This window comes from Paenibacillus roseus (genome assembly GCF_016424485.1).
In the GTDB taxonomy this organism is placed as follows: Bacteria; Bacillota; Bacilli; order Paenibacillales; family Paenibacillaceae; genus Paenibacillus_D; species Paenibacillus_D roseus.
Genome location: NZ_JAELUP010000086.1, coordinates 542 through 20,386, shown reverse-complemented (window position 1 = coordinate 20,386; position 19,845 = coordinate 542). Strand labels below are relative to the sequence as shown.

Sequence of the window (19,845 nt, the reverse complement as noted above, 5' to 3'; positions counted from 1 at the left end):
GAAATTGACAGCCGAAGCGGTGCATGGCGAGCATATCAAAGCAGGCACATTGACCGGCCAGCATCTGGCCGAGCAGAGTATACAGGGAATTCACATTCAAGCGGGAGCCATCACCTCTAAGAAATTGACAGCCGAAGCGGTGCATGGGGAGCATATCAAATCAGGTACATTGACCGGCCAGCATCTGGCCGAGCAGAGTATAGAGGAAAGCCACATTCAAGCTGGGGCTATCACGTCTGAAAAATTGACAGCCGAAGCGGTGCATGGGGAGCATGTCAAAACAGGTACATTGACCGGCCAGCATCTGGCCGAGCAGAGTATAGAGGAAAGCCACATTCAAGCGGGAGCCGTCACGTCTGAGAAATTGACAGCCGAAGCGGTGCATGGGGAGCATGTCAAAACAGGCGCATTGACCGGCCAGCATCTGGCCGAGCAGAGTATACAGGGAATTCACATTCAAGCGGGAGCTATCACCTCTAAGAAATTGACAGCCGAAGCGGTGCATGGGGAGCATGTCAAAACAGGCGCATTGACCGGCCAGCATCTGGCCGAGCAGAGTATAGAGGAAAGCCACATTCAAGCGGGAGCCGTCACGTCTGAAAAATTGACAGTTGAAGCGGTGCATGGGGAGCATATCAAAGCAGGCACATTGACCGGCCAGCATCTGGCCGAGCAGAGTATACAGGGAATTCACATTCAAGCGGGAGCCGTCACGTCTGAGCATCTTGTGGACGGAGCGGTGGACAGCAGCCAGTTGGCGGCAGGTTCCGTCCAGGCTTGGCATCTTGCGCCGGGATCGGTTAATGGCGAGCAATTGGCCCCGGGGTCGGTGAGCCGTGAACATTTGGCTCCGGGCGCAATCGAAGAACAGGTATGGGAGGACGGCACACTGTCCGGCTCGAAGCTCCAGGATGGAAGTGTGGGCCGCAACCAGCTTGCACCGGAAGCAGTTAGCCGTGAGCATCTTGCGCCGGGAGCAGTTAGTCGGGAGCAGCTTGCTGCAGATTCAGTCGGTTCGGAGCAACTAATGGCGGGAGCAGTTACAAGAGAGAAGATCGCCGCACAATCGATCGTGGCCGCTCATCTGGTGCCGGAATCCGTGTATGCCCATCATCTGAGTTCAGGAGCTGTGGATGAAGCTGCTCTGGCAGATGGGGCGGTAAGCAGCGACAAACTGGGCTATAGTTCGGTGGGTGAGCAGCATGTTATACCGGGGGCCATCACGAGGGAACATCTGGCCAAGGGGACGATAACCGGTGAGGAACTGGCGGACGGCTCCGTGACTGCCAGCAAGCTGGCGCCGGATATTTTTGCCGGATATCGGATTTCAACAGAGATCGGGTCGGATAGTATAGCAGGCGTTCATCTCCGGGACCAGTCTGTGACGTTATCCAAGCTGGCGTTCCCGCCTGTAATTGCAATGTCGAACTCCGGCGTGCTGGGGCAGTGCTTCGGCCTCGCACCGTTCGCCTTCGGCAGTCACGATGAACAAGCGGAGGTTGTCATCTGGTTTGACCGGCCTTTCAGCAATGACCAGTATGCGCTGACAGTGACGACAGACCATCCGTCCTGCTACGCCTACATTCAGTCGAGGACGACAGAGGGCGCAATTATAGCCGTGGTGCGCAGCCGGTTCGGTCCAGAGCCGGAAGGCATCCTGAACTGGATCGCACTTGGTCCAAGGTAGTTTAAAAGTTATCTTCTAACCTGAAGTGAGCGCAGCTCGTTCCATTCAAAGTGATGACTTTGAGTGGAAGAGGGCTGCGCTTTTTCGTATGGGCCTGATCGGTAGCGGGCGTACAAGTAAAACGATTCTTCACAAAAAAGTCAAACTAAATAGCGCTTTCACACATTGACGGAAAACTTGTTCCGCTGATATAGTTCAACTATTGAACTATTCTATAATTGAATAATTTGATATGGAAACTATTTCGAACAAGCCTATGGACGACATCGAGGGGAAGGAGAAAGCGAATACCGTTATGGAAGAAAAGATGCTGCCTGAAATTACGGCTCGGTACGAAACCGCAATGTTTACAGTGAACCGCAAATTAAACGCGATGATTCGTGAACTTACTCCCGGGGATTTGACAGCGGAACAACTGTCTACGCTCCGCTATATTCGCTCCAAAGGCAGTGCGACATCGTCCGAACTGGCTGATATTTTCTGTGTCGGGAGAAGTTCCATCACTGCAATTATAACCCGACTGTCTGCCAAGAATCTGATTATACGGCGTCTGGATGAGAAGGACCGCAGGGTGATCTATCTGGAGCTGTCGGAGGAAGGGACCAGACTTACGGATGAAATGGAGACCCGAATCCTGCATCTGTTTTCCAAATACCTTGTCGATTTTGACAGTGAGGAAGCGATGCTATTTATCAATGTTTTAGAAAAGCTGGCTAAAGTACTTGCAGAAACGGCGGATGGGAGCGGAAATCAGCAATGAAAATTATTTTAAAATTTAGATGGATAATCATGGCTTTATGGCTGGTCGCAGGAGTTGGCCTGTTCCTGGGAGCTCCCAATATGGAGGAACTGGTAAGGGACAAGGGTCAGATCAGCGTGCCGGATGGCTATTCATCTTCCGCAGCGGGCAAACTTATCAAGGAATTGCACGGGAATGATCCAGATGCGCCGAAGACGAATTCAGCGGTGCTGGTTTTCCACAATGAGAATGGGCTGAACAACAGCGAGCTTGAGAAGATCAAGCAGGGGATTGAAGGTCTGAAAAAAACGCAGGATACGTACGGAGTCACATCCGTCATCACTCATTTTGACACCCCTGAGTTGGAAAAGCAGCTTGTATCCAAGGACGGCGCAACGGTGATGGCGCTTGTCGATATTGCCGCGAACAACCGAACTCCGGCGGAGATGAGAGACTCATTATATGAAGCCGTCAAAGGCGTAGATGTGACGCACTATTTTACAGGCGATTGGTTAATTGAAGAGGATGTTGTAGAGAGTTCGCAGGCAGGACTCAAGAAAACCGAGATGATTACGCTCGTGTTTATCTTGGTTATTCTGTTCGTGGTCTTCCGTTCGGTTGTGGCGCCGATCATTCCGCTGATTACAGTGGGGCTTAGCTATCTGGTATCGCAATCGGTAGTCGCTTTTCTGGTGCATTATGCAGATTTCCCGCTATCCAACTTCACGCAGATCTTTATGGTAGCAGTTATGTTTGGGATCGGGACGGACTATTGCATTCTCCTGATCAGCCGCTTCAAGGAGGAACTGCTGCATAGTGGCAGCAAGACAGAGGCGATACTGGCAACTTACAGAACGGCAGGGAAAACAGTATTTTATTCCGGTCTTGCGGTTCTGGTCGGATTTGCTTCAATCGGCTTCTCAACCTTCATTCTGTATCGCTCGGCTGTGGCGGTAGCTGTAGGAGTCGCGGTGCTGTTGATTGCCCTGGTTACCATTGTGCCATTCTTTCTGGCCGTCCTGGGCAAGACAATTTTCTGGCCGGTCAAAGGCTCGCTGGAGCATAAGCCGAGCAAACTGTGGGGAGCGGTTGGCACATTCTCGCTAAAGCGTCCGGTATGGGCACTGGTTATTCTGGCGGTTCTAATCGTACCGTTCCTGGCTGCTTATAAAGGCTCCGTATCGTTCAATTCCCTTGATGAAATCGGGGACAAATATAATTCGGTAAAAGCCTTCCAAGTAATCTCCGACAGCTTCGGCCCTGGGGACACCCTGGCCTCTACTGTTGTTGTGAAGTCGGATAGTCCGCTGGATACAACGGCAGGCCTTGCTGCAATCGAGCAGGTCAGCCGCGAGCTGGCGAAGATTGACGGCGTGAAGCTGGTGCGCAGCGCCACCCGTCCGGCGGGTGACGAGCTTGATGATTTTGAGGTCGGCAAGCAGGTTCAGACGCTGGGCGACGGCCTTGGCGAAGGCAAGGATGGACTCGGCAAGATTGGCGAAGGGTTGGCGGAAGCCAGCAAAGCGCTGGGCGACAATGCGCCAAAGCTGAATGAAGCGGCCCAAGGGGCTGCACAGCTCATTACGGGAACTAATAAGCTGAAGGCGGGCGTTAGTCAGTTGGGCGATGGTCTGAAGCGGATTGAGCAAGGACTGCGTGATGGTTCTGCCGGCGCTGGTGAGTTGAAGGCGGGACTTGGGCAGGCGAAGTCAAGTGCGGACCAGTTGACGCAGGCGTCAAGGGATTTGCTCAAGGGTTACAAGGAAATGGGCGGAGGCATAAGCCAGTTGTCCAAAGGCTACGCAGATGTGACGGCCTTGCAGACGCAGCTTGCTTCCCAAATCAGCGGTCTTGGCCAAGGTTTGGGCGCTCTGGCTGAGAAGCATCCCGAGTTAAAAGATGACGAGGCCTATGCCGAACTGCAAAAATCGGTTGGCATTCTCCAGGCAACTGCCGGCGGCGTCACCAAGGGGCTGGAGCAGCTGAACGCACAACTGGCTGGACTCGGCGGCGGACTGGATCAGGCCAACAGCGGGCTGAGTCAGGCCATCGAAGGGCAGGCTGCGCTTGCCAAAGGGCTGGAGCAACTGGCTGCAGGCATTGGCAAACTCCAGTCAGGCATCGAGCAGGCAGCTAACGGACAAGGACAAATCGTTAAGGGATTCCCTGCGCTCACCGGCGGCTTCGACCAGCTTGCCAGCGGGCAAAAGCAATTGCAGAGTGGATTTGCCCAATTGAACGGACAGTTGTCTCAACTGACAGACGGTCTCGATCAGAGTGTCGACGGATTGAATAAGGTATCCGGCGGGCTGAACTCCGCCCAAGATTATCTGAGTGAGCTGTCCGGCTCTCCGAACCGTCAGATGACAGGCTGGTTCCTTCCGGGTGAAGTGATTAATCATAAAGAATTCCAGACGGCGCTGGATGTCTATTTGTCCAAAGACCGGAAGATTGCCAAATTTGATGTTGTATTCTCGGGCAACCCGTATGACAGTACGACGATGGATAAAATCCCGTTGCTGCAGGATGCAGCGGCTAGGGGACTCAAGGGCACGTCCTTTGACAAAGCGGAGCTTGCCGTTGGCGGTGTCACGAGCATGAATACGGACTTGCGCACAATATCCGCGGCAGATTATTCCCGCACGGTCGTCTTCATGATGATCGGTATTATGCTGATTCTGATTATCATGTTCCGGTCAATCGTGCTGCCGATTTACCTCGTGGCATCGCTGCTGCTGACATATTACACATCCGTGGCGATCACCGAGCTGATATTCGTCCGCATACTGGGATACTCTGGCGTAAGCTGGGCGGTTCCGTTCTTCGGTTTCGTCCTGCTGGTGGCGCTCGGTATCGACTACAGCATCTTCCTGATGGACCGCTTCAAGGAATATCGCAATTTGAAGCCGACGGAAGCGATTTTGCTATCGATGAAAAACATGGGGACCGTCATTATGTCCGCGGCTCTGATTCTGGGAGGCACCTTCGCAGCGATGCTGCCTTCAGGCGTGCTGTCGCTGTTGCAAATTGCGACGATTGTACTGTGCGGACTGTTCCTGTACGCGCTCGTTATGCTGCCGCTGTTTGTGCCGGTTATGGTACGGGTGTTTGGCGAGGCGAACTGGTGGCCGTTCATGAAGCGCAACGAACAAGAGGAGCACGGCTTCGGTACTGGCGCTCCTGCAGTTGCCCACATCAGTTCGTCGTCGGAGCGTAGCTCCCATTCTTGAACGAACGACACCAATGGTGGCGTTGAAGCGATACGTTCATATGCGATTACAAAAAGGAGCTGTCCCAAAAATCAATTTGTGATTTTTCTAGCCCCACTTAGAACCGAGTTTCAGCAAGAAAAAGGACCTCAACCTCCACTTTGCAGTGGAATTTGAGGTCCTTTTTGCTTAAAAATTGAATGTTCCCCTAATATGCAAACGCTTTTGGGACAGCCTCTTTGCTATTCATAGGCCGTCGTGTCATCCTTCATAACTGACGCTGCAAAAGGAGATCATGGGCAACCGATCGGACAGCAGGCTCAATCTTTCTCGTAGATGGAGCCGGAGCTCCCGGAGAATAGCTCGGCATATACTTTTTCCGCATAGGCATCCGTCATCCCCGAGATGTAGTCGGCTACGAAGCGGGCCCATGGCCAGTGCTGCTTATGCTGCTTGTAATTTTCCACCCAATCCGGCGGAATGATGAGCCGCCCGTAGTCCGGATCGATGAAGCTGTCCCACAGCCGCCCGATGCGGATTTCACTGCGCATCTGCAGCCGCTGTACACGGAAGTCTTTCACCAGCGTCACCCAGGCAAGCTTCTTCAGAATCTCCATCGTTCGCAGCAGCTCGTAATCCTTCTGACCGTCCCGGACGAAGGTGACGCGCTTCCATCTGCTGGCGGCATCATCTACTATACCGACCCGTCCGGCAAAGATACTGACCCAGCGTGCCTTCATCTCCCTGCGAGTGCGCGAAGGCTCATGATTGCATTCAGCGTATACTTCCTCCCACTGGCTAAAGTAGTTTGTAAGTACGGTGCGGACCATGGCCGCCACATCGATTTGATCCCAGCACACGTCGCTATTATGGACATCCTGAATAATTTCCTGCACCAGCAGCTCGACGAGCCGGTCATTTTCGAAAAACTCGCGGTCCATGCGGATTTTGCCCGCCCGGATGCCGTCTTCGATATCATGGGTAGAGTAGGCGATATCATCGCATAAGTCCATCAGTTGCGTCTCCAGCGTACCGCAACCCGCAGGCATCTGCCAGAGATCCCGCAGTTCATTGATTGTCTGCCATTCCGACGTATACAACCCCTTGAGCTGACCGGTCTCCCCAAGCGAGAACGGATATTTGTTGACGGCCAGCAGCACGGCTGCTGTAAGGTCCAGCCCGCTGCCGCTCCCGGCCCGTTTCTCCAGGAACATCAGAATGCGGAAATTTTGGGCGTTGCCTTCATAAGGAATGCCGCTATGTTGCAGCAGGAGGCGGTTCAGTACGGCTTCTCCCCGATGCCCGAAGGGCGGATGACCAAGGTCATGGGCCAGTGCCGCGCATTCAACGACAGCCGATTCGATCATCAGGCCCGGATGATCCTTTTTGCCAAGGAAGGGATAGTGTTTGCTTAGTCTGCGGGCCACCTCCCGGGCGATCTGAGATACCTCCAGGGAGTGCGTCAGGCGGGTGCGGTAGTAGTCTCCGGTTCCGGCGCCGAATACCTGCGATTTGCCCTGCATCCGCCGGAAGGCAGGAGATTGGATCAAGCGTGCGTAATCCCGCTCATATTCCTCCCGCTCTTCACTGAAATTATGAATGGAAGGCTCGGCTAGCCGCATTGTGCGCAGGTCCATGTTTCTTTCCTCCTTGACGTTCTAAGAATAACAACAATGATTTCTTCCCCTATTTGCTTATACATTTGCCTATTCGCTGTTTTGCTCGCCTGCATCTCTTTTTGCCGCGCCCGGCAAAGCGACTTCCACAGTTGTTCCCTTGCCCAACTCGCTGTAAACGTTCAATATTCCATTGTGATGGGAAATAATTTGCTGGCAAATCATCAGGCCAAGTCCTGTGCCGGTGTCCTTGCGGCTAAAGAACGGTTCTCCCAGATGCTGCAGGTCCTCCCTGGAAATCCCGACTCCCTCATCAATTACACGTACGATGACTTTGCCTTGTGTATTCTGTTCAATCTCCATGGCGATGGTTCCGCCTCCAGGCATGGCCTCCATTGCATTTTTGAGCAGATTGACAAAAACTTGTTTGAGCTGGTTCGGTTCGCCGGTTACATAAGCCGGATGGCCTTCGCTCGGGAGGTTGATTTGAATCTTGTCCAGATTCGCTTGACCGTCCAGCAGCATGACCAGATCATTCAGCAGCTTGCGAAGGTTGAAGGTTTGAATGGAAATCACCTGCGGCTTGGCCAGAACAAGAAATTCGCTCACAATGAAATTGATTCGGTCCAGCTCGGCGAGCATAATGTTCAGGTGACTTTGGCTTACCGTTCCTTTCGTCTTCTGCAACTGGACGAAGCCCCGCAGCGTTGTAAGCGGGTTGCGCACTTCATGGGCCACACCGGCGGCGAGTTGGCCAACCACAGACAGCTTCTCCGAACGGAGAATCATTTCCTCGGTCCGTTTGCGGTCGGTAATATTGCGGGAGATCGTCGCGATTGCGACAATCTCCTCCTGCCCATTGCGGATAGGGGAAATCGTCAGACTGACGTCGACATGCTTGCCATGTTTTGTTAACCGCTCTGTCTCAAAGCCTGTCACTGTCTCCCCTTGAATAATCCGACGGATTAAATCCTGCTCTTCCGCCCGAATTTCCTCAAGCTGACCGGGAAGCGGCTGCCCTTGTATCTCCTCGAAGCTCCAGCCATAGATTTGCCAAAACGCCTTGTTCGCCTGCGTGATGTTGCCCTGCAGATCCGATACATGGATGGCATCGGACGTATGATTAATGAAGGATTCGAGATATTCCTTCGTGCTCCGCAGCTCCTCGGCTGAATTTTGGAGCCGATTCATGTAATGCTGAAGGTTGTCCGCCATCGAATTGACCTGTTCGGCCAGTTGTCCAAGCTCGTCCTTCGTATTTTTCAACTCAATTTTCGTCCCGAAGCTGCCTGAGGAAATCTCATTTACCTTATGGACGATTTTTTTCAAAGAGCGAATAAGTATGCCCGATAAGAAGTAACTGCCGACCAGCGTAATGATGAGCAGAAAGGAAGAGATGATCACCTGCATCAGCAACTGGTCGTACAGCGGCTTCACAATCGTTTTTTGGTCCAGGACAATATTAAACACATTGGGTTTGGACTCTCCCTGGATCGGGATGAAATATTTGGTGACCATCCTTTCCTTTATCGTTGCCGTCTGGGTCTGAATTTCTCCCGTTGAGGTGGCGGTCTGAATGCTGCGTACGTCCTCGTCAGGATCAGGGTTGGCAAAGTTGTTGCTGCCGAACAGAACAGCACGGACGTCGAGGTTGTAGACCACACGACCCTTCTTGATCCGCAGGATCGGTTCCTTGCCGAAAAATTCCGGGTCGAACCCGTTGATTTCAAGCACGCCCGGATACCCATGAGTGAGCTTCGGAATGGTCTCTTGCTTGAAGCGATCGTTGAAAGCAATCAGAGGCTCGACGCTTATATAAGGATTGATCATGTAATTGGTTGTGCCATCGTAATAATACCCCCATTTGATGATCTTGTCGGGGTTGGATGCAGCAAAGTTGTAAGGCCCGGACCAGAAGTCTTTGAGTTTTTGGCCTTGCGGTATTGTAACTTCGCGATGATCGAGCAATTGATTAAAGGCGGTATGCCAGTATCCCCAGGTAGAGGAGCTTATATTTAGTTCATCAGGCTCGGAGGATTTCACGGCAATAATATCCGAGCCTGTCCGCCGCCACAGTGTAATATCGTCCACATTGAGTTCAAGGCTGAGCCGGGAAAGCTCTTCATTGGTAATTTGATCAATATCGGCAGGGAGCTGCTTCCTTGCGGAGATAGCCGCCATACGCAGCATTTGTCCGAGCGATTCTTCCATGTTGTTCCTTGCATGGCTTGTAGCCTCCAATGCGGAGCTGATCTGCTCGGCAATCGCTTGCGATTGCTGTTTGGCGCTGGTGACCAGTCTATCCATTGTCGTAAAATAATAGATGGATATATTCAAAGTAAGTACAGCAGCTACGACAAGTGAAATGCACAAGGATAACTTGAGCTTGATGGACATACCTGCACCTTCCTTATTAATTCTGACGTTGCGCTCTATTGAAGTTTACACGGAAGCTATTGAACCTGCAATTGCATTCCGTATTTTGCTAAACTATGAAGGCTCGCCCTTAAAATCAGCGCATGACGGGAAGGAAAAAGTGGGAGGGGGCAGAAGGATTCTGGAGAAACGAAAGTGGTCGCCTTTAAAGCCCGATTCCCCCTGCTAACCTGCATCAAATCAAGGAATCGGGCTTTAACAGCGATCGGAAGAATCCTCTGCCACGCAGCGTTCCCTCCTTACTATAGGGCAACCACTAGTTTTGGTTTTGAGCCGCAAATGAACCATTATTTTTTATTTTAATTTAAGGTTCTGCAAGCGCTTGTCTGATATATTTGGTATTATATTTGTATGTTAATAGAAAGGGGTAACGGAATGAAAGAACCGGAAGACAAGAAATTGGATGAATCCCTTACAGAAGCAGATAAAGAGGAGGGAACTACTGAAGCAAAGGAGGAAAGCGCTGAAACGGCAGAGACCGCCTTGGACGATGATGTGTCCGACAAGGACGAATCTGACGAAGACGAGCGGAGGGAAAGTGAAGAACTGCCGGATGCAGTTCTTGCAGACCATGCCGGCCAGGAGCCGCAGGCTCCAAATAAGCCGAATCGGTTAGCTGCCGTATGGATGGGCGTATCCTTCGTGCTGCTGGTGCTGCTGATTGTAATTGCAGTGACCGGTCCGCTTGGCGGCAAAGCTTCCAATGAAGTGGTAGCTGTCGTCAATGGCGAGGAGATTACAAAGAATGACCTGTACAACACCCTTGTGGATGCAGGCGGCAAGCAGACGCTGGACTCCCTGATTACCGAGAAGTTGCTGAGTCAGGAGATGGCCAAGGCAGGACTTGCCGTCACGGATGCCGATATCGACCAGGAATGGCAGAAGCTTGAGGAGCAGTACGGTTCCAAGGAGCAGCTGCTGAGCATCGTCGAGCAGAACGGGATGACGGAAGATATTCTCCGCAAGCAAATCCATCACCAGATCGAACTGCGCAAGCTCCTTGCGCCAACGGTTGAAGTGACAGAGGACAAGATAAAGGAATACTACGAACAGAATAAGGAATATATGGGTACGCCTGAGCAGGTGAGAGCCTCCCATATTCTTGTAGCTACTGAGAAAGAAGCCGAAGAAATTCTGGCCGAACTCAAGCAAGGAGCAGACTTCGCTACATTGGCGAAGGAAAAGTCTACGGACCCGGGTTCCAAGGAAAATGGCGGCGACCTGAACTTCTTTGGGCGCGGCGCGATGATGCCGGAATTCGAGGAAGCGGCTTTTGCCCTGAAAAAAGACGAACTGAGCGATATCGTCAAGACGACGTACGGCTTTCATATCATCAAAGTTACGGACCGTAAGGAAGCTGTTTCGCCATCTTATGAAGAGAAAAAAGACGAGCTGAAAGAGCAGTTGGTTAATAATGAAGTTTATACGAAATCAACCACTTGGCTTCAGGAGCTTCGTGACAAGTCGACCATCGATAACAAGCTGAACCCGGAGCAGCCAAGTACACAGGGACAGCCTGCTGAAGGCTCCAATAAGGATGAAGCCGCCAACTCAGGCAAGAACAAATAAGGCAGCACGCTTCAAGGTCTAATCAAGAATGATCAGGTTTGGAAAGCGCCGGTTCCGTTTATGGAAACGGCGCTTTTGACGTTGCGGCGGCAAAGCCGGCGCAGCGCCATGCCGTCAAAAGCTGCCTGCTGCCACAAAGCAGTGCCAGGATAACGAATAAGCAACCAGTAGAAGTTTTTGGCGGGAAAATTGGTATTTTATCAGCTTTTCATAGATAATAGAGAAGGATTGAAAATGGGGAACGGGGGGCACCTTAAGCGATGGGATTGCTGCAAAATACAATTGTCATCTTGTACGTGATGAACTTCCTTCTGGCAGGCACCGTTATTTTTTTGGAGCGGCGCAATGTTGCTGCTACCTGGGCGTGGCTCTTGGTGTTGTCGTTCCTGCCCAGTGTCGGCTTTATTCTATATTTGATTGTGGGGCAGAACTTGAGCCGCCGCAAAATCTACAAGATTAAGACCGATCGACTGAATCGTATTCGCGACATTCTGCGCAAGCAGTTCATCATGCTGGAGCAGCGGCGGATTGAGTTCAAGGACCCGGCCATTGACAGCTACTATGATATGATTCTGATGAATCTGGTCAGCAGCCACTCGCTCTATACACAGGATAACAGTGTGCAGATTTTTACGGACGGACAGAGTAAATTTGACTCCTTGCTGGAGGATATTCGAAATGCGAGGGAGCATGTTCATCTGCTGTACTTCATTGTACGTGATGATGAGCTTGGCAAGCGGCTGATGCAGACGTTGGTGAAAAAGGCGAGAGAGGGAGTGGAAGTACGTTTCCTGTTCGATCATGTCGGCTCGCGAGCGCTGCCCAAGCGCTTCTTTCAGGAACTATCAGAAGCGGGAGGACACGTGGCGTCGTTCTTCCCATCCCGGATTCCGCTGCTCAACCTTCGGCTGAACTATCGCAACCATCGCAAGCTGGCGATTATTGACGGTCGCTATGGTTACATTGGCGGCTTCAATATCGGGGATGAATATTTGGGGAAATCCAAGCGGTTCGGACCTTGGAGGGATACGCATTTGCGGCTGGAAGGCGGCGCCGTACAGCAGATTCAGGTGCAATTCATATTAGACTGGAATTTGGCTTCGACCGCACAGCTGCCGCTGGAGCTGGATTATTTCCAGGTATCTCCGGACGGCGAAGGCTCGGTAGGCATGCAGATTGTATCGAGCGGGCCCGATTCTGTGCTGGAGCAGATCAAGAACAGCTATTTGAAAATGATTTATGCCGCCAAGGAGAGCATTTACTTGCAGACGCCGTACTTCATCCCGGACGACAGCTTGCTCACCGCGCTGAAGCTTGCATCGATTTCGGGAGTCGATGTCAGAGTTATGATTCCAAACAAGCCGGACCACAAGCTTGTCTATTGGGCGTCTTCCTTTTATTTGGGCGAGCTGCTGGAGAGCGGCGTACAGGTCTATCTGTACAACAAGGGCTTCCTCCATGCCAAGACGATAGTGGTCGACGGCAAGCTGGCATCGGTTGGGACAGCGAATATCGATATCCGAAGCTTCCGTCTCAATTTTGAAATGAATGCTTTTATCTACGATACCGCGACCTCAACCCGGCTCAAGGAAATCTTCCTGCGCGACATGCGCTCAAGCACGGAGCTGACGCGGGAGAGCTATTACAAGCGTTCGCTTGTGCTTAAATTCAAGGAGTCGCTGGCGCGGCTGCTCTCGCCTATTTTGTAGCTTATCTGTAAGGGTGTTAAAATTATAACCGGCAAAATATTAATTTTGGTCATATTGAGCGGATTGCAGAGGCTTTAGAAGTTGAAGATATTCGCAAAATGATTGATTTAATAGATATGGAAGATGAGTGAAGACCGCCGATGAAAGGCGGTCTTCACTTTGTTTATGAAAGGATTTAGTTTCTATAGTAAGCTCAACTCATTCGGCATTGATTGGAAATTGGGTCTGTCAAGAAGTTTGGATTGTCAACACAAAACTGAACAACTTTTATAAGGGCATCCCCCTGCTAGGAGTTCGTTCTCTTCATTCTACTAACCCTTATTTTTTCGGTCTAACTTAGTGTAGACGATCCAAGGACCTCATTGTGATGTTTGTGTTCAACGCTTTGCAGATATTTGCAGGGTACATTTTCCTTTAATGATGATATTATTTAGGTAATTAATTTATTTTTTGCTCTCTTGTAGATTGGGGTTGGATTCATAATGGGGGGAATTCTCCGATTGGGTTCTCGCACTATCTTGCTTCATATAGCTGCTGCCGTTGTTATTGGTTTGGTTGCAAGCTATGCTGTCATCTTTGCATCGGACTCCCCTAAGTTCCAAAGTGAAGAAGGCATTCTGGATTTAACGAAGGTTTATGTCAGTGAGAATCCGATAAAGTTAAACGGGGAGTGGGCGTTTTACTGGCAAGAGCTGCTGTCACCTGAGGACATACAGATTCGTTCTACAAGGGACGGAAATCATGACCGCTGGATTAGCATCCCGAGCTCCTGGCTAGGCTATCGGTTAGATGGTCAGCAACTGACCGGTACAGGTTTTGCAACCTTTCGAGTGGTCATCCAACTTAGCGAGCAAGATAGGAATGAGCGACTTGCTCTGCGGCTGCCTACAATTTTTCATGCATATAAATTATGGGTTAATGGCGAGCTTTTGGAAGAAGTTGGTGTAGTTGGTCAGGACAAGAGTGGCGCGACACCGCTTCTGTCAACGAAGCTGGTATTCTTTCAGCCCGAGAATGACAGGGTGGAGCTGGTTATGCAAGTAGCCAACTTCCATCATAAGCGAGGCGGCATCACCAAGTATATAGAGTTGGGCGGCAGCGATGTGTTAACGGTCAGGACAAATCTGAGAATCGCCGCTGAAATGTTCATCACCGCAAGCCTGCTAATGATTGGCGTGTATCACCTGCTGTTGTTCGTCCTGCGACGCAAAGACAGGGCTACATTGTATTTTGGTCTGTTCACCCTGTTGTTTGGTATCCGGTCGTTGCTGGTCGGTGAGCTATTGCTCACACAATTGTGGCCAGCTTTTCCATGGGGCTTGCAGTTCAAGATCGAGTACCTGATTCTGTGTAGCAGTGGATACATCATCACGATGTACTTTGATTGCATCTTTCCCAATTATGTGTCGCGTTGGTTTCAGCGTGGCACGCGGCTCGTAACCGGCGCATTCTGTATCGTTGTTACGGTGACCCCTGCGCTTATATATACAAAATTATTACTGATGATCGGTGTGATGGTTGTTCTCCATATGATTTATCTGATGGTTGGGCTGGTCCAAGCGGCTGTGCGGCGTAAAGAGGGAGCGCTGATCTTCCTGTTGGTGTCGGTGGTTGCTTTAGTTACGGTCATCAACGATTTTTTATATTACAACGAATGGTCACTGATTGGAAATACATCTCCGCCTGGTCTGTTGATATTTACGATCGCACAGATGATTCTGCTCTCTTCAAGATTTACGAGGGCGGCATCGAACGAGGAGAGGATTACCCGAGAGCTGCAGGACGCTAACAACAAGCTGACCGCAATGAATATGAATTTGGAGCGGACCGTGCAGGAACGTACACAGGCCTTATCCGCAGCTCACGATGATCTCCGCACTTCGTATGACCGGTTGCTTCACTCCGAGCAAGGAAGGAAGAAGCTCCTTGCCTATATTACGCACGATCTGCGTATGCCGTTGTCCAGTATGCTTGGTTATGTAGAAGCTGTGCAGGACAGGGTCAAGCCGGAACGTAATGAACAGTATCTGAAGTATATCCGGGAGAACACGATAAGAATTAACCGCATGATCGAGGAGTTGTCCTTCTTGTCGCTTTTAGAGACGGGACAAGTCTCGTACCGAATGGAGCCGGTTTATGTAATTCACTTCTTGCGTGTTTTTTTTGAACAATATGAGCTGGTCGTGCATGACGCAGGGTTGGATTTCATGCTGGATATCGGAGATGCGGAAGATCAACGACCTGACATGCCTGTTGTCGAGATGGATGCGCAAAGATTAGAGCAGGCTTTGTTTAATCTAGTGTCGAACGCGATGAAGTTCAACTCTAGGGGTGGGCTGGTACGTATTGCTCTAGCTGTGGATGAGGTGAATGATACCTACTATGCCATAATTAGCGTACAAGATTCTGGCACGGGTATTCCTCCAGATCAGCTTGAGCAAATCTTCGATCGCAATTACAAGTATGATCGACCGGGCGTGGAGAAGGAAGTAGAGGGCACCGGGCTCGGGCTGGCGATTTGCAGGGAAATCGTACAAGCGCATGGAGGGACGGTTCGAGCGGAGAGCGACGGCAAGACGGGGGCGATATTTTATGTATCGCTTCCTTGCAATGTATAATGAAGGAAGGTGACGGTGTGGTAGACACTCACAAAATAATGATTGTCGATGATGATCCCCATATATGCGAGATTGTTCAGGTGTATTGCGAGAGGGAGGGTTTCATATCCTCCTACAGTCATAGCGGGACAGAAGCCATGAAGCTGCTTGTGTCTTTCGAGCCGGATTTGATTGTACTGGATGTACTGCTGGCTCATGAAAACGGCATTGATTGGTGCGTGAACGCACGTAGCTACACGAATGCGCCGATCGTGTTTCTGAGCAGTCGTGAGGAAGACGAGGTGAAAATCAGTGCATTATCCTATGGCGGCGACGATTATGTGACCAAGCCGTTCAGTCCGGGAGTACTCATGGCCAAGATCAAGGCTCATCTTCGCAGAGTGTCGACGGGCAGAAGGGAACAACTGCTGGAGTTACCGGGTTTGACGCTGGATTTCTACGTACAGTCTGTCAGCATGGGTAATGAAACCATCTTTTTATCGAAAAAAGAGTTCAGCCTATTGTCCTATATGGCACAAAACGTTAATCGTGTCGTCAGTGTCGATGCGTTGTTTCAGCTCATCTGGGGAATGGATAGTCTGGAGGATACGAGAACGGTCGCTGTACACATCAGTAATTTACGCAAAAAAATCGAGACTGACCCTGCCTATCCTGAGAAAATCATTACGATTCGGGGGAGCGGATATATGTTGGTTGCGAGAAATGCGATGCAAGCGCGAACATAGCGTTAAGGTTGGTAGCGTGACCATGACAGCTACAGTCACCCAAATTAAACCTAAAGATCGAATTCATTAGTAAATAGCGGCGTAGGGATTACCTCCCTTACGCCGCTATTTTTCCGGGGAATAATATTTTCTCGCTCAAGAGCGGTCTTCAACTCAAGGTTGAATAAGCAAACGGTCAACAACATTCTGGATATCTTGTTTAGTAGACATGGGCGTTGTGCCATATTGACCGGATCTGCTATCCTGATAGGCCCAACTAAGTTCATCTAAGATTTCAGCTAGGTTCGAAGCTGTCACTCCGGTTATACCAGCGAGAGCGAACACTTGTAAGGTAGGGGGAGATTCACCACCGAAAGGATTTAAATAATCATAGATTGCAGTTACCATAAGCGTTTCAATAGTTTGGCTGACAATCGCTTGAATTTGAGACAATGTTCTTGGATAAGGTGTTGAATCGATTTCCAATGCGATTTTAATGGCGTCTAGATGCTCTGGTATGACATCCGTAACACCTGCATCGCCAAAAGTCGTCACATTAACATCGGTCCAATTACCGGATTCCGACGCTTCATTGATCAAATCCAGTGCTGATTTCGGCACGTTAATCGTGTACGACGCTGACATGATGCTACTGTCTCTCTTGCCATTTTGTACCGCAATAGCTTTGACCGTCATTGCCCTATCCACTACGATTGGAACACTATATACGAGGCCATTTGTCCTCGTCGGCGTGCTGCCATCTGTTGTATAGTAGATCGTTGCGCCACCCGTTGCGCTAAGCGATACTTGCGTATTTGACACGACAGCACCGCCTGCAGGAAGCGCCGTAGGAGTCTCAAGGATAACTTGTACTGGCGGCGAAGTTGGATACCAAGACTGCTCCTCCTGCTTTTTCTTTTCTTTTTCCTTCTTCTCTTCTTCCTCTTTCGTCTTCTGTTCTACCTGTTCTACCTGTGCTACGTAGTGCCCCTTGGCTTCGTATGCGCCTGTAAGAAGCAGATCGCGCGTTGCGTTTGTTTGACCGCCGAACTTTAGGTCCGCTCCGTTGTCCAATAATTTGAGTTCCAACGCCAAGGCGACATATCCCTTCGCCCAGTCAGATACAGTAGAATCATTCACGCCTGGAGTTGCCATGGCATTCTCTTTCATGTCGAGTCCGCGAATAAGGAACGTCGCGAGCTGCTCCTTCGTCACCTTACCGGCAGGATTGTAAACCCCCGCGCCATAGCCATCCGTGATCCCTGCTGCTTTTACCGCCTCGATAAACGGCAACGCATATCCATTGGCAGGGTCGTCGGCTTTGACGTCTTTGAATGAAGACGTCGTTACGCTCGTATCCACCTTCAAATCGAAAATCAATGCTGCAACCTTGGCGAACTGTGCCCGGTTCATTTCATCTTTGAGACCGAATTTGTCATCCCCCACACCGTCGAATACACCAGCGGAGATCATCGCGTCGAACTTGGCTTTCGTTTTAGCATCCAGATCCTTCAAGTCTGTAAAGTCGGCGGAAGTCTTCGTTGCGCCTACTGCAAAGCTGACGGAAAAATGAAAGCACAGCAGCACCGCCATCAATAATCCGACAAATTTTTTCCTCATCGTTTGTCCCCCTGAAGTATGATATCGATTTTCCTCCTCAATCTTATCATGGTGATAAGTCCATCTATGAAACATAAAGAAAACTTTAAGATCGCGCTTGAGCTGCTCCGGCTACCTACTTCCGTTTCTTTAGTTCAACTTATGTACTGCACTTGCTCAAAATTAGTTCCATGAAATGTAAATAGAGACACCCTTGACTCTCTGCGTAAAATAGAAGTACCACCAACCACCCCACGCAGAGGAGAACAAGATATGTCTCATACGTATACTTTAGCACAAGAAAATCATTGGAACAATCGGTTCGACGAATGGAACTTCCGCTGTATTTCTCCAAGCCTGTACTACATCACATCAAGCACTTTGTCAGCGGCATGCTTTCATCTGGATTTACGGGTACGTTAACGGATATTCATCGAGAAAGCTTGCAAGAGCGAGATCGCAGAACCCTGAGTCATTTCTTAACTCATGGCAATTGGAATCCATCTTACCTCGAACGCATCGTTCAACAGGTGGCTTTTCAGCAGATCAAGACCCATGCTCAGCGTGATCAGAGCCCCATTTTCGTCATTCTTGACGATACCGTGTGTGAAAAAACCAAGCCTTCGTCACAGGCTACGCACACGATCCAAGGGGCTTCGTTTCAACATTCTCATCTCAAGGGTCGATCCGTCTAAGGGCATACTGTCGTCCAAGCCTTGCTTCGCTCGGGTGATCAAGTGTTCCCCTTTGCCTCAGAACGTTACGACCCCGAAGGAAAAAGCAAAATCGATTGGGCTTGTGAAATGATTCAGAACGTTCCCATGTCGATGTGTCGAACCTACGTCCTCATGGACGCTTGGTATCCATCCGCTTCCGTGCTCCAAACGAGTACGGAGCGCGGCTTTCATGTCATTAGCGGTTTGAAAACGAACCGTATTTTCTATCCGCAAGGCATCCGGCAATCTCTTAAAAACTTCGCTTCCTACATCTCGAAATCGGATACCGATCTGGTGACCATCGGCTCCTCCACTTATCGGGTGTATCAATGACAACCACAATTGATTATGAGGAAGTCGATTCCATGAAAATTAGATTACGATTGCAAGAGATATTGGACGAACGAAACATCTCTCAACGCCAGCTCTCAATAAAGGCAAACATGCGACCTGCTACAATAAATGCTTTGTGTAAAGAAACGACGGATAGAATTTACATCAGTACCCTTGAGCAGATATGTAAAGCCTTGAACATACACATCCATGAGTTAATTGACATGGAAGATAAATAGCATCACCGCCCGTGTAGTCTTCTATACGGCTCATAGAGCCAGGTTATTGTGCGACACATCTTTCCACCCAATGTACCTGTAAAGGCTTTCTGTGCGTTCTCAGAGCCATTGAGAGAGCCGGATGCGTAGAGCGGGCGCGGCGGCGCGGAACTCTATCTTTTATTCTTGAGTAAAGTATCCCTTAAAGAGTTATTCCCCGACTCACCCCCTCCAAGAATCAGGAATCTCCCCTGAAATTGCAGACCGCCAACGGCGTGTCTGCTGTTTCTTTTTCAAGTGATTCTTAGCTTGATTCTTATTAGTGAGACTATCTGACGGTTCGCAACAGACTTTACGTCCACGATTAAGACTCTCTGTCTGGCATTTCCGACTCTTTGTCGAAATCATGGACACAGAGTCTACAACCTTCATTTCTTGCCTTTAACCGACCGTGTGACGGCTATCTGGACAGAGAGTCCGCTGAAATAACAGACTCTCCATTATACCCCGTTGACATCTGGCGGAAATCGCTTGGCAAATGCGGTCATTAGGAATTGCGTGTAACTAGCCAATGTTTCCGTTTCAGCGAATTTATCCGTAGTGAAGCGTCTTTCATGCAGTTTTTCCAGTCGGGCGGTATATGCCTTGTAGTCGTCGCTCTTGACGGTCTCTTGAATCCACAGCGTCAATTC

Annotated in this window: 14 protein-coding genes and 1 pseudogene; 11 read left to right on the top strand and 4 right to left on the bottom strand. The window is 50.1% G+C overall.

The genetic code is table 11. The annotated features are described in order from the left end of the window. From JFN88_RS15565 to JFN88_RS15555, 3 genes are all read left to right on the top strand, one after another. A partial coding sequence (locus JFN88_RS15565; protein WP_199020184.1) for a WIAG-tail domain occupies nt 1–1,687 on the top strand: 1,687 nt, incomplete at its 5' end. Nucleotides 1,688–1,919: 232 nt separating this feature from the next. Beyond that, on the top strand, nt 1,920–2,447 hold the full coding sequence (locus tag JFN88_RS15560) for a MarR family winged helix-turn-helix transcriptional regulator (protein WP_233167918.1): 528 nt from the start codon (nt 1,920–1,922) through the stop codon (nt 2,445–2,447). Next, the gene (locus tag JFN88_RS15555; RefSeq protein WP_199020183.1) at nt 2,444–5,656 is read left to right on the top strand and encodes an MMPL family transporter; all 3,213 of its coding nucleotides are present in this window, start codon (nt 2,444–2,446) and stop codon (nt 5,654–5,656) included. The genes JFN88_RS15560 and JFN88_RS15555 overlap by 4 nt, the downstream gene beginning before the upstream one ends. 299 nt (nt 5,657–5,955) lie before the next feature. Here the strand turns inward: JFN88_RS15555 and JFN88_RS15550 are convergent, their stop codons facing one another. Both JFN88_RS15550 and JFN88_RS15545 read right to left on the bottom strand, forming a co-directional pair. Then, nucleotides 5,956–7,272 carry a deoxyguanosinetriphosphate triphosphohydrolase family protein gene (locus tag JFN88_RS15550; RefSeq protein ID WP_199020182.1) on the bottom strand — a complete coding sequence of 439 codons (1,317 nt, stop codon included), beginning with the start codon at nt 7,270–7,272 and terminating at the stop codon, nt 5,956–5,958. Between the two features lie 69 nt (nt 7,273–7,341). After that, a complete protein-coding gene (locus JFN88_RS15545) occupies nt 7,342–9,648 on the bottom strand; it encodes an ATP-binding protein (protein WP_199020181.1) in 2,307 nt (768 codons plus the stop codon). Between the two features lie 414 nt (nt 9,649–10,062). On the opposite strand from JFN88_RS15545, the gene JFN88_RS15540 reads away from it, so the two are divergent. From JFN88_RS15540 to JFN88_RS15520, 5 genes are all read left to right on the top strand, one after another. Next, complete coding sequence (locus JFN88_RS15540; protein WP_199020180.1) at nt 10,063–11,256, top strand: foldase protein PrsA; 1,194 nt, start codon at nt 10,063–10,065, stop codon at nt 11,254–11,256. Nucleotides 11,257–11,294: 38 nt separating this feature from the next. After that, nucleotides 11,295–11,474 carry a hypothetical protein gene (locus JFN88_RS15535; RefSeq protein ID WP_199020179.1) on the top strand — a complete coding sequence of 60 codons (180 nt, stop codon included), beginning with the start codon at nt 11,295–11,297 and terminating at the stop codon, nt 11,472–11,474. A 42-nt stretch (nt 11,475–11,516) separates the two neighbouring features. Beyond that, a complete protein-coding gene (cls, locus tag JFN88_RS15530) occupies nt 11,517–12,965 on the top strand; it encodes a cardiolipin synthase (protein WP_199020178.1) in 1,449 nt (482 codons plus the stop codon). Nucleotides 12,966–13,465: 500 nt separating this feature from the next. Further along, nucleotides 13,466–15,583, top strand: a complete 2,118-nt coding sequence (locus tag JFN88_RS15525) for a sensor histidine kinase (protein WP_233167916.1) — start codon at nt 13,466–13,468, stop codon at nt 15,581–15,583. A gap of 17 nt (nt 15,584–15,600) precedes the next feature. Next, nucleotides 15,601–16,308 carry a response regulator transcription factor gene (locus JFN88_RS15520; protein WP_332908489.1) on the top strand — a complete coding sequence of 236 codons (708 nt, stop codon included), beginning with the start codon at nt 15,601–15,603 and terminating at the stop codon, nt 16,306–16,308. A 153-nt stretch (nt 16,309–16,461) separates the two neighbouring features. Here JFN88_RS15520 and JFN88_RS15515 read toward each other — a convergent pair whose 3' ends face one another. Then, nucleotides 16,462–17,907, bottom strand: coding sequence for an FN3 associated domain-containing protein (locus JFN88_RS15515; protein ID WP_199020175.1), 1,446 nt, complete (start codon nt 17,905–17,907; stop codon nt 16,462–16,464). Between the two features lie 308 nt (nt 17,908–18,215). On the opposite strand from JFN88_RS15515, the gene JFN88_RS15510 reads away from it, so the two are divergent. The 3 genes from JFN88_RS15510 (at nt 18,216) to JFN88_RS15500 (ending at nt 19,174) form a co-directional block, all read left to right on the top strand. Then, a complete protein-coding gene (locus JFN88_RS15510; protein WP_199020174.1) occupies nt 18,216–18,581 on the top strand; it encodes a transposase in 366 nt (121 codons plus the stop codon). A 108-nt stretch (nt 18,582–18,689) separates the two neighbouring features. Then, complete coding sequence (locus JFN88_RS15505; RefSeq protein ID WP_199020173.1) at nt 18,690–18,935, top strand: hypothetical protein; 246 nt, start codon at nt 18,690–18,692, stop codon at nt 18,933–18,935. After that, a complete protein-coding gene (locus tag JFN88_RS15500) occupies nt 18,932–19,174 on the top strand; it encodes a helix-turn-helix domain-containing protein (protein WP_379167295.1) in 243 nt (80 codons plus the stop codon). The genes JFN88_RS15505 and JFN88_RS15500 overlap by 4 nt, the downstream gene beginning before the upstream one ends. Nucleotides 19,175–19,653: 479 nt before the next feature. On the opposite strand, the pseudogene JFN88_RS24615 reads toward JFN88_RS15500, so the two are convergent. Continuing rightward, nucleotides 19,654–19,845: pseudogene (locus JFN88_RS24615) on the bottom strand (helix-turn-helix domain-containing protein); the annotation flags it as partial.

Excerpts from the sequence above, each read along its gene's own strand:
- JFN88_RS15545 (WP_199020181.1), bottom strand. The coding sequence starts at position 9,648 with ATGTCCATCAAGCTCAAGTTATCCTTGTGCATTTCACTTGTCGTAGCT.
- JFN88_RS15500 (WP_379167295.1), top strand. The coding sequence starts at position 18,932 with ATGACAACCACAATTGATTATGAGGAAGTCGATTCCATGAAAATTAGA.
- JFN88_RS15505 (WP_199020173.1), top strand. The coding sequence starts at position 18,690 with ATGATTCAGAACGTTCCCATGTCGATGTGTCGAACCTACGTCCTCATG.
- JFN88_RS15515 (WP_199020175.1), bottom strand. The coding sequence starts at position 17,907 with ATGAGGAAAAAATTTGTCGGATTATTGATGGCGGTGCTGCTGTGCTTT.
- cls (WP_199020178.1), top strand. The coding sequence starts at position 11,517 with ATGGGATTGCTGCAAAATACAATTGTCATCTTGTACGTGATGAACTTC.
- JFN88_RS15555 (WP_199020183.1), top strand. The coding sequence starts at position 2,444 with ATGAAAATTATTTTAAAATTTAGATGGATAATCATGGCTTTATGGCTG.
- JFN88_RS15560 (WP_233167918.1), top strand. The coding sequence starts at position 1,920 with ATGGAAACTATTTCGAACAAGCCTATGGACGACATCGAGGGGAAGGAG.
- JFN88_RS15540 (WP_199020180.1), top strand. The coding sequence starts at position 10,063 with ATGAAAGAACCGGAAGACAAGAAATTGGATGAATCCCTTACAGAAGCA.
- JFN88_RS15550 (WP_199020182.1), bottom strand. The coding sequence starts at position 7,272 with ATGGACCTGCGCACAATGCGGCTAGCCGAGCCTTCCATTCATAATTTC.
- JFN88_RS15510 (WP_199020174.1), top strand. The coding sequence starts at position 18,216 with ATGGAACTTCCGCTGTATTTCTCCAAGCCTGTACTACATCACATCAAG.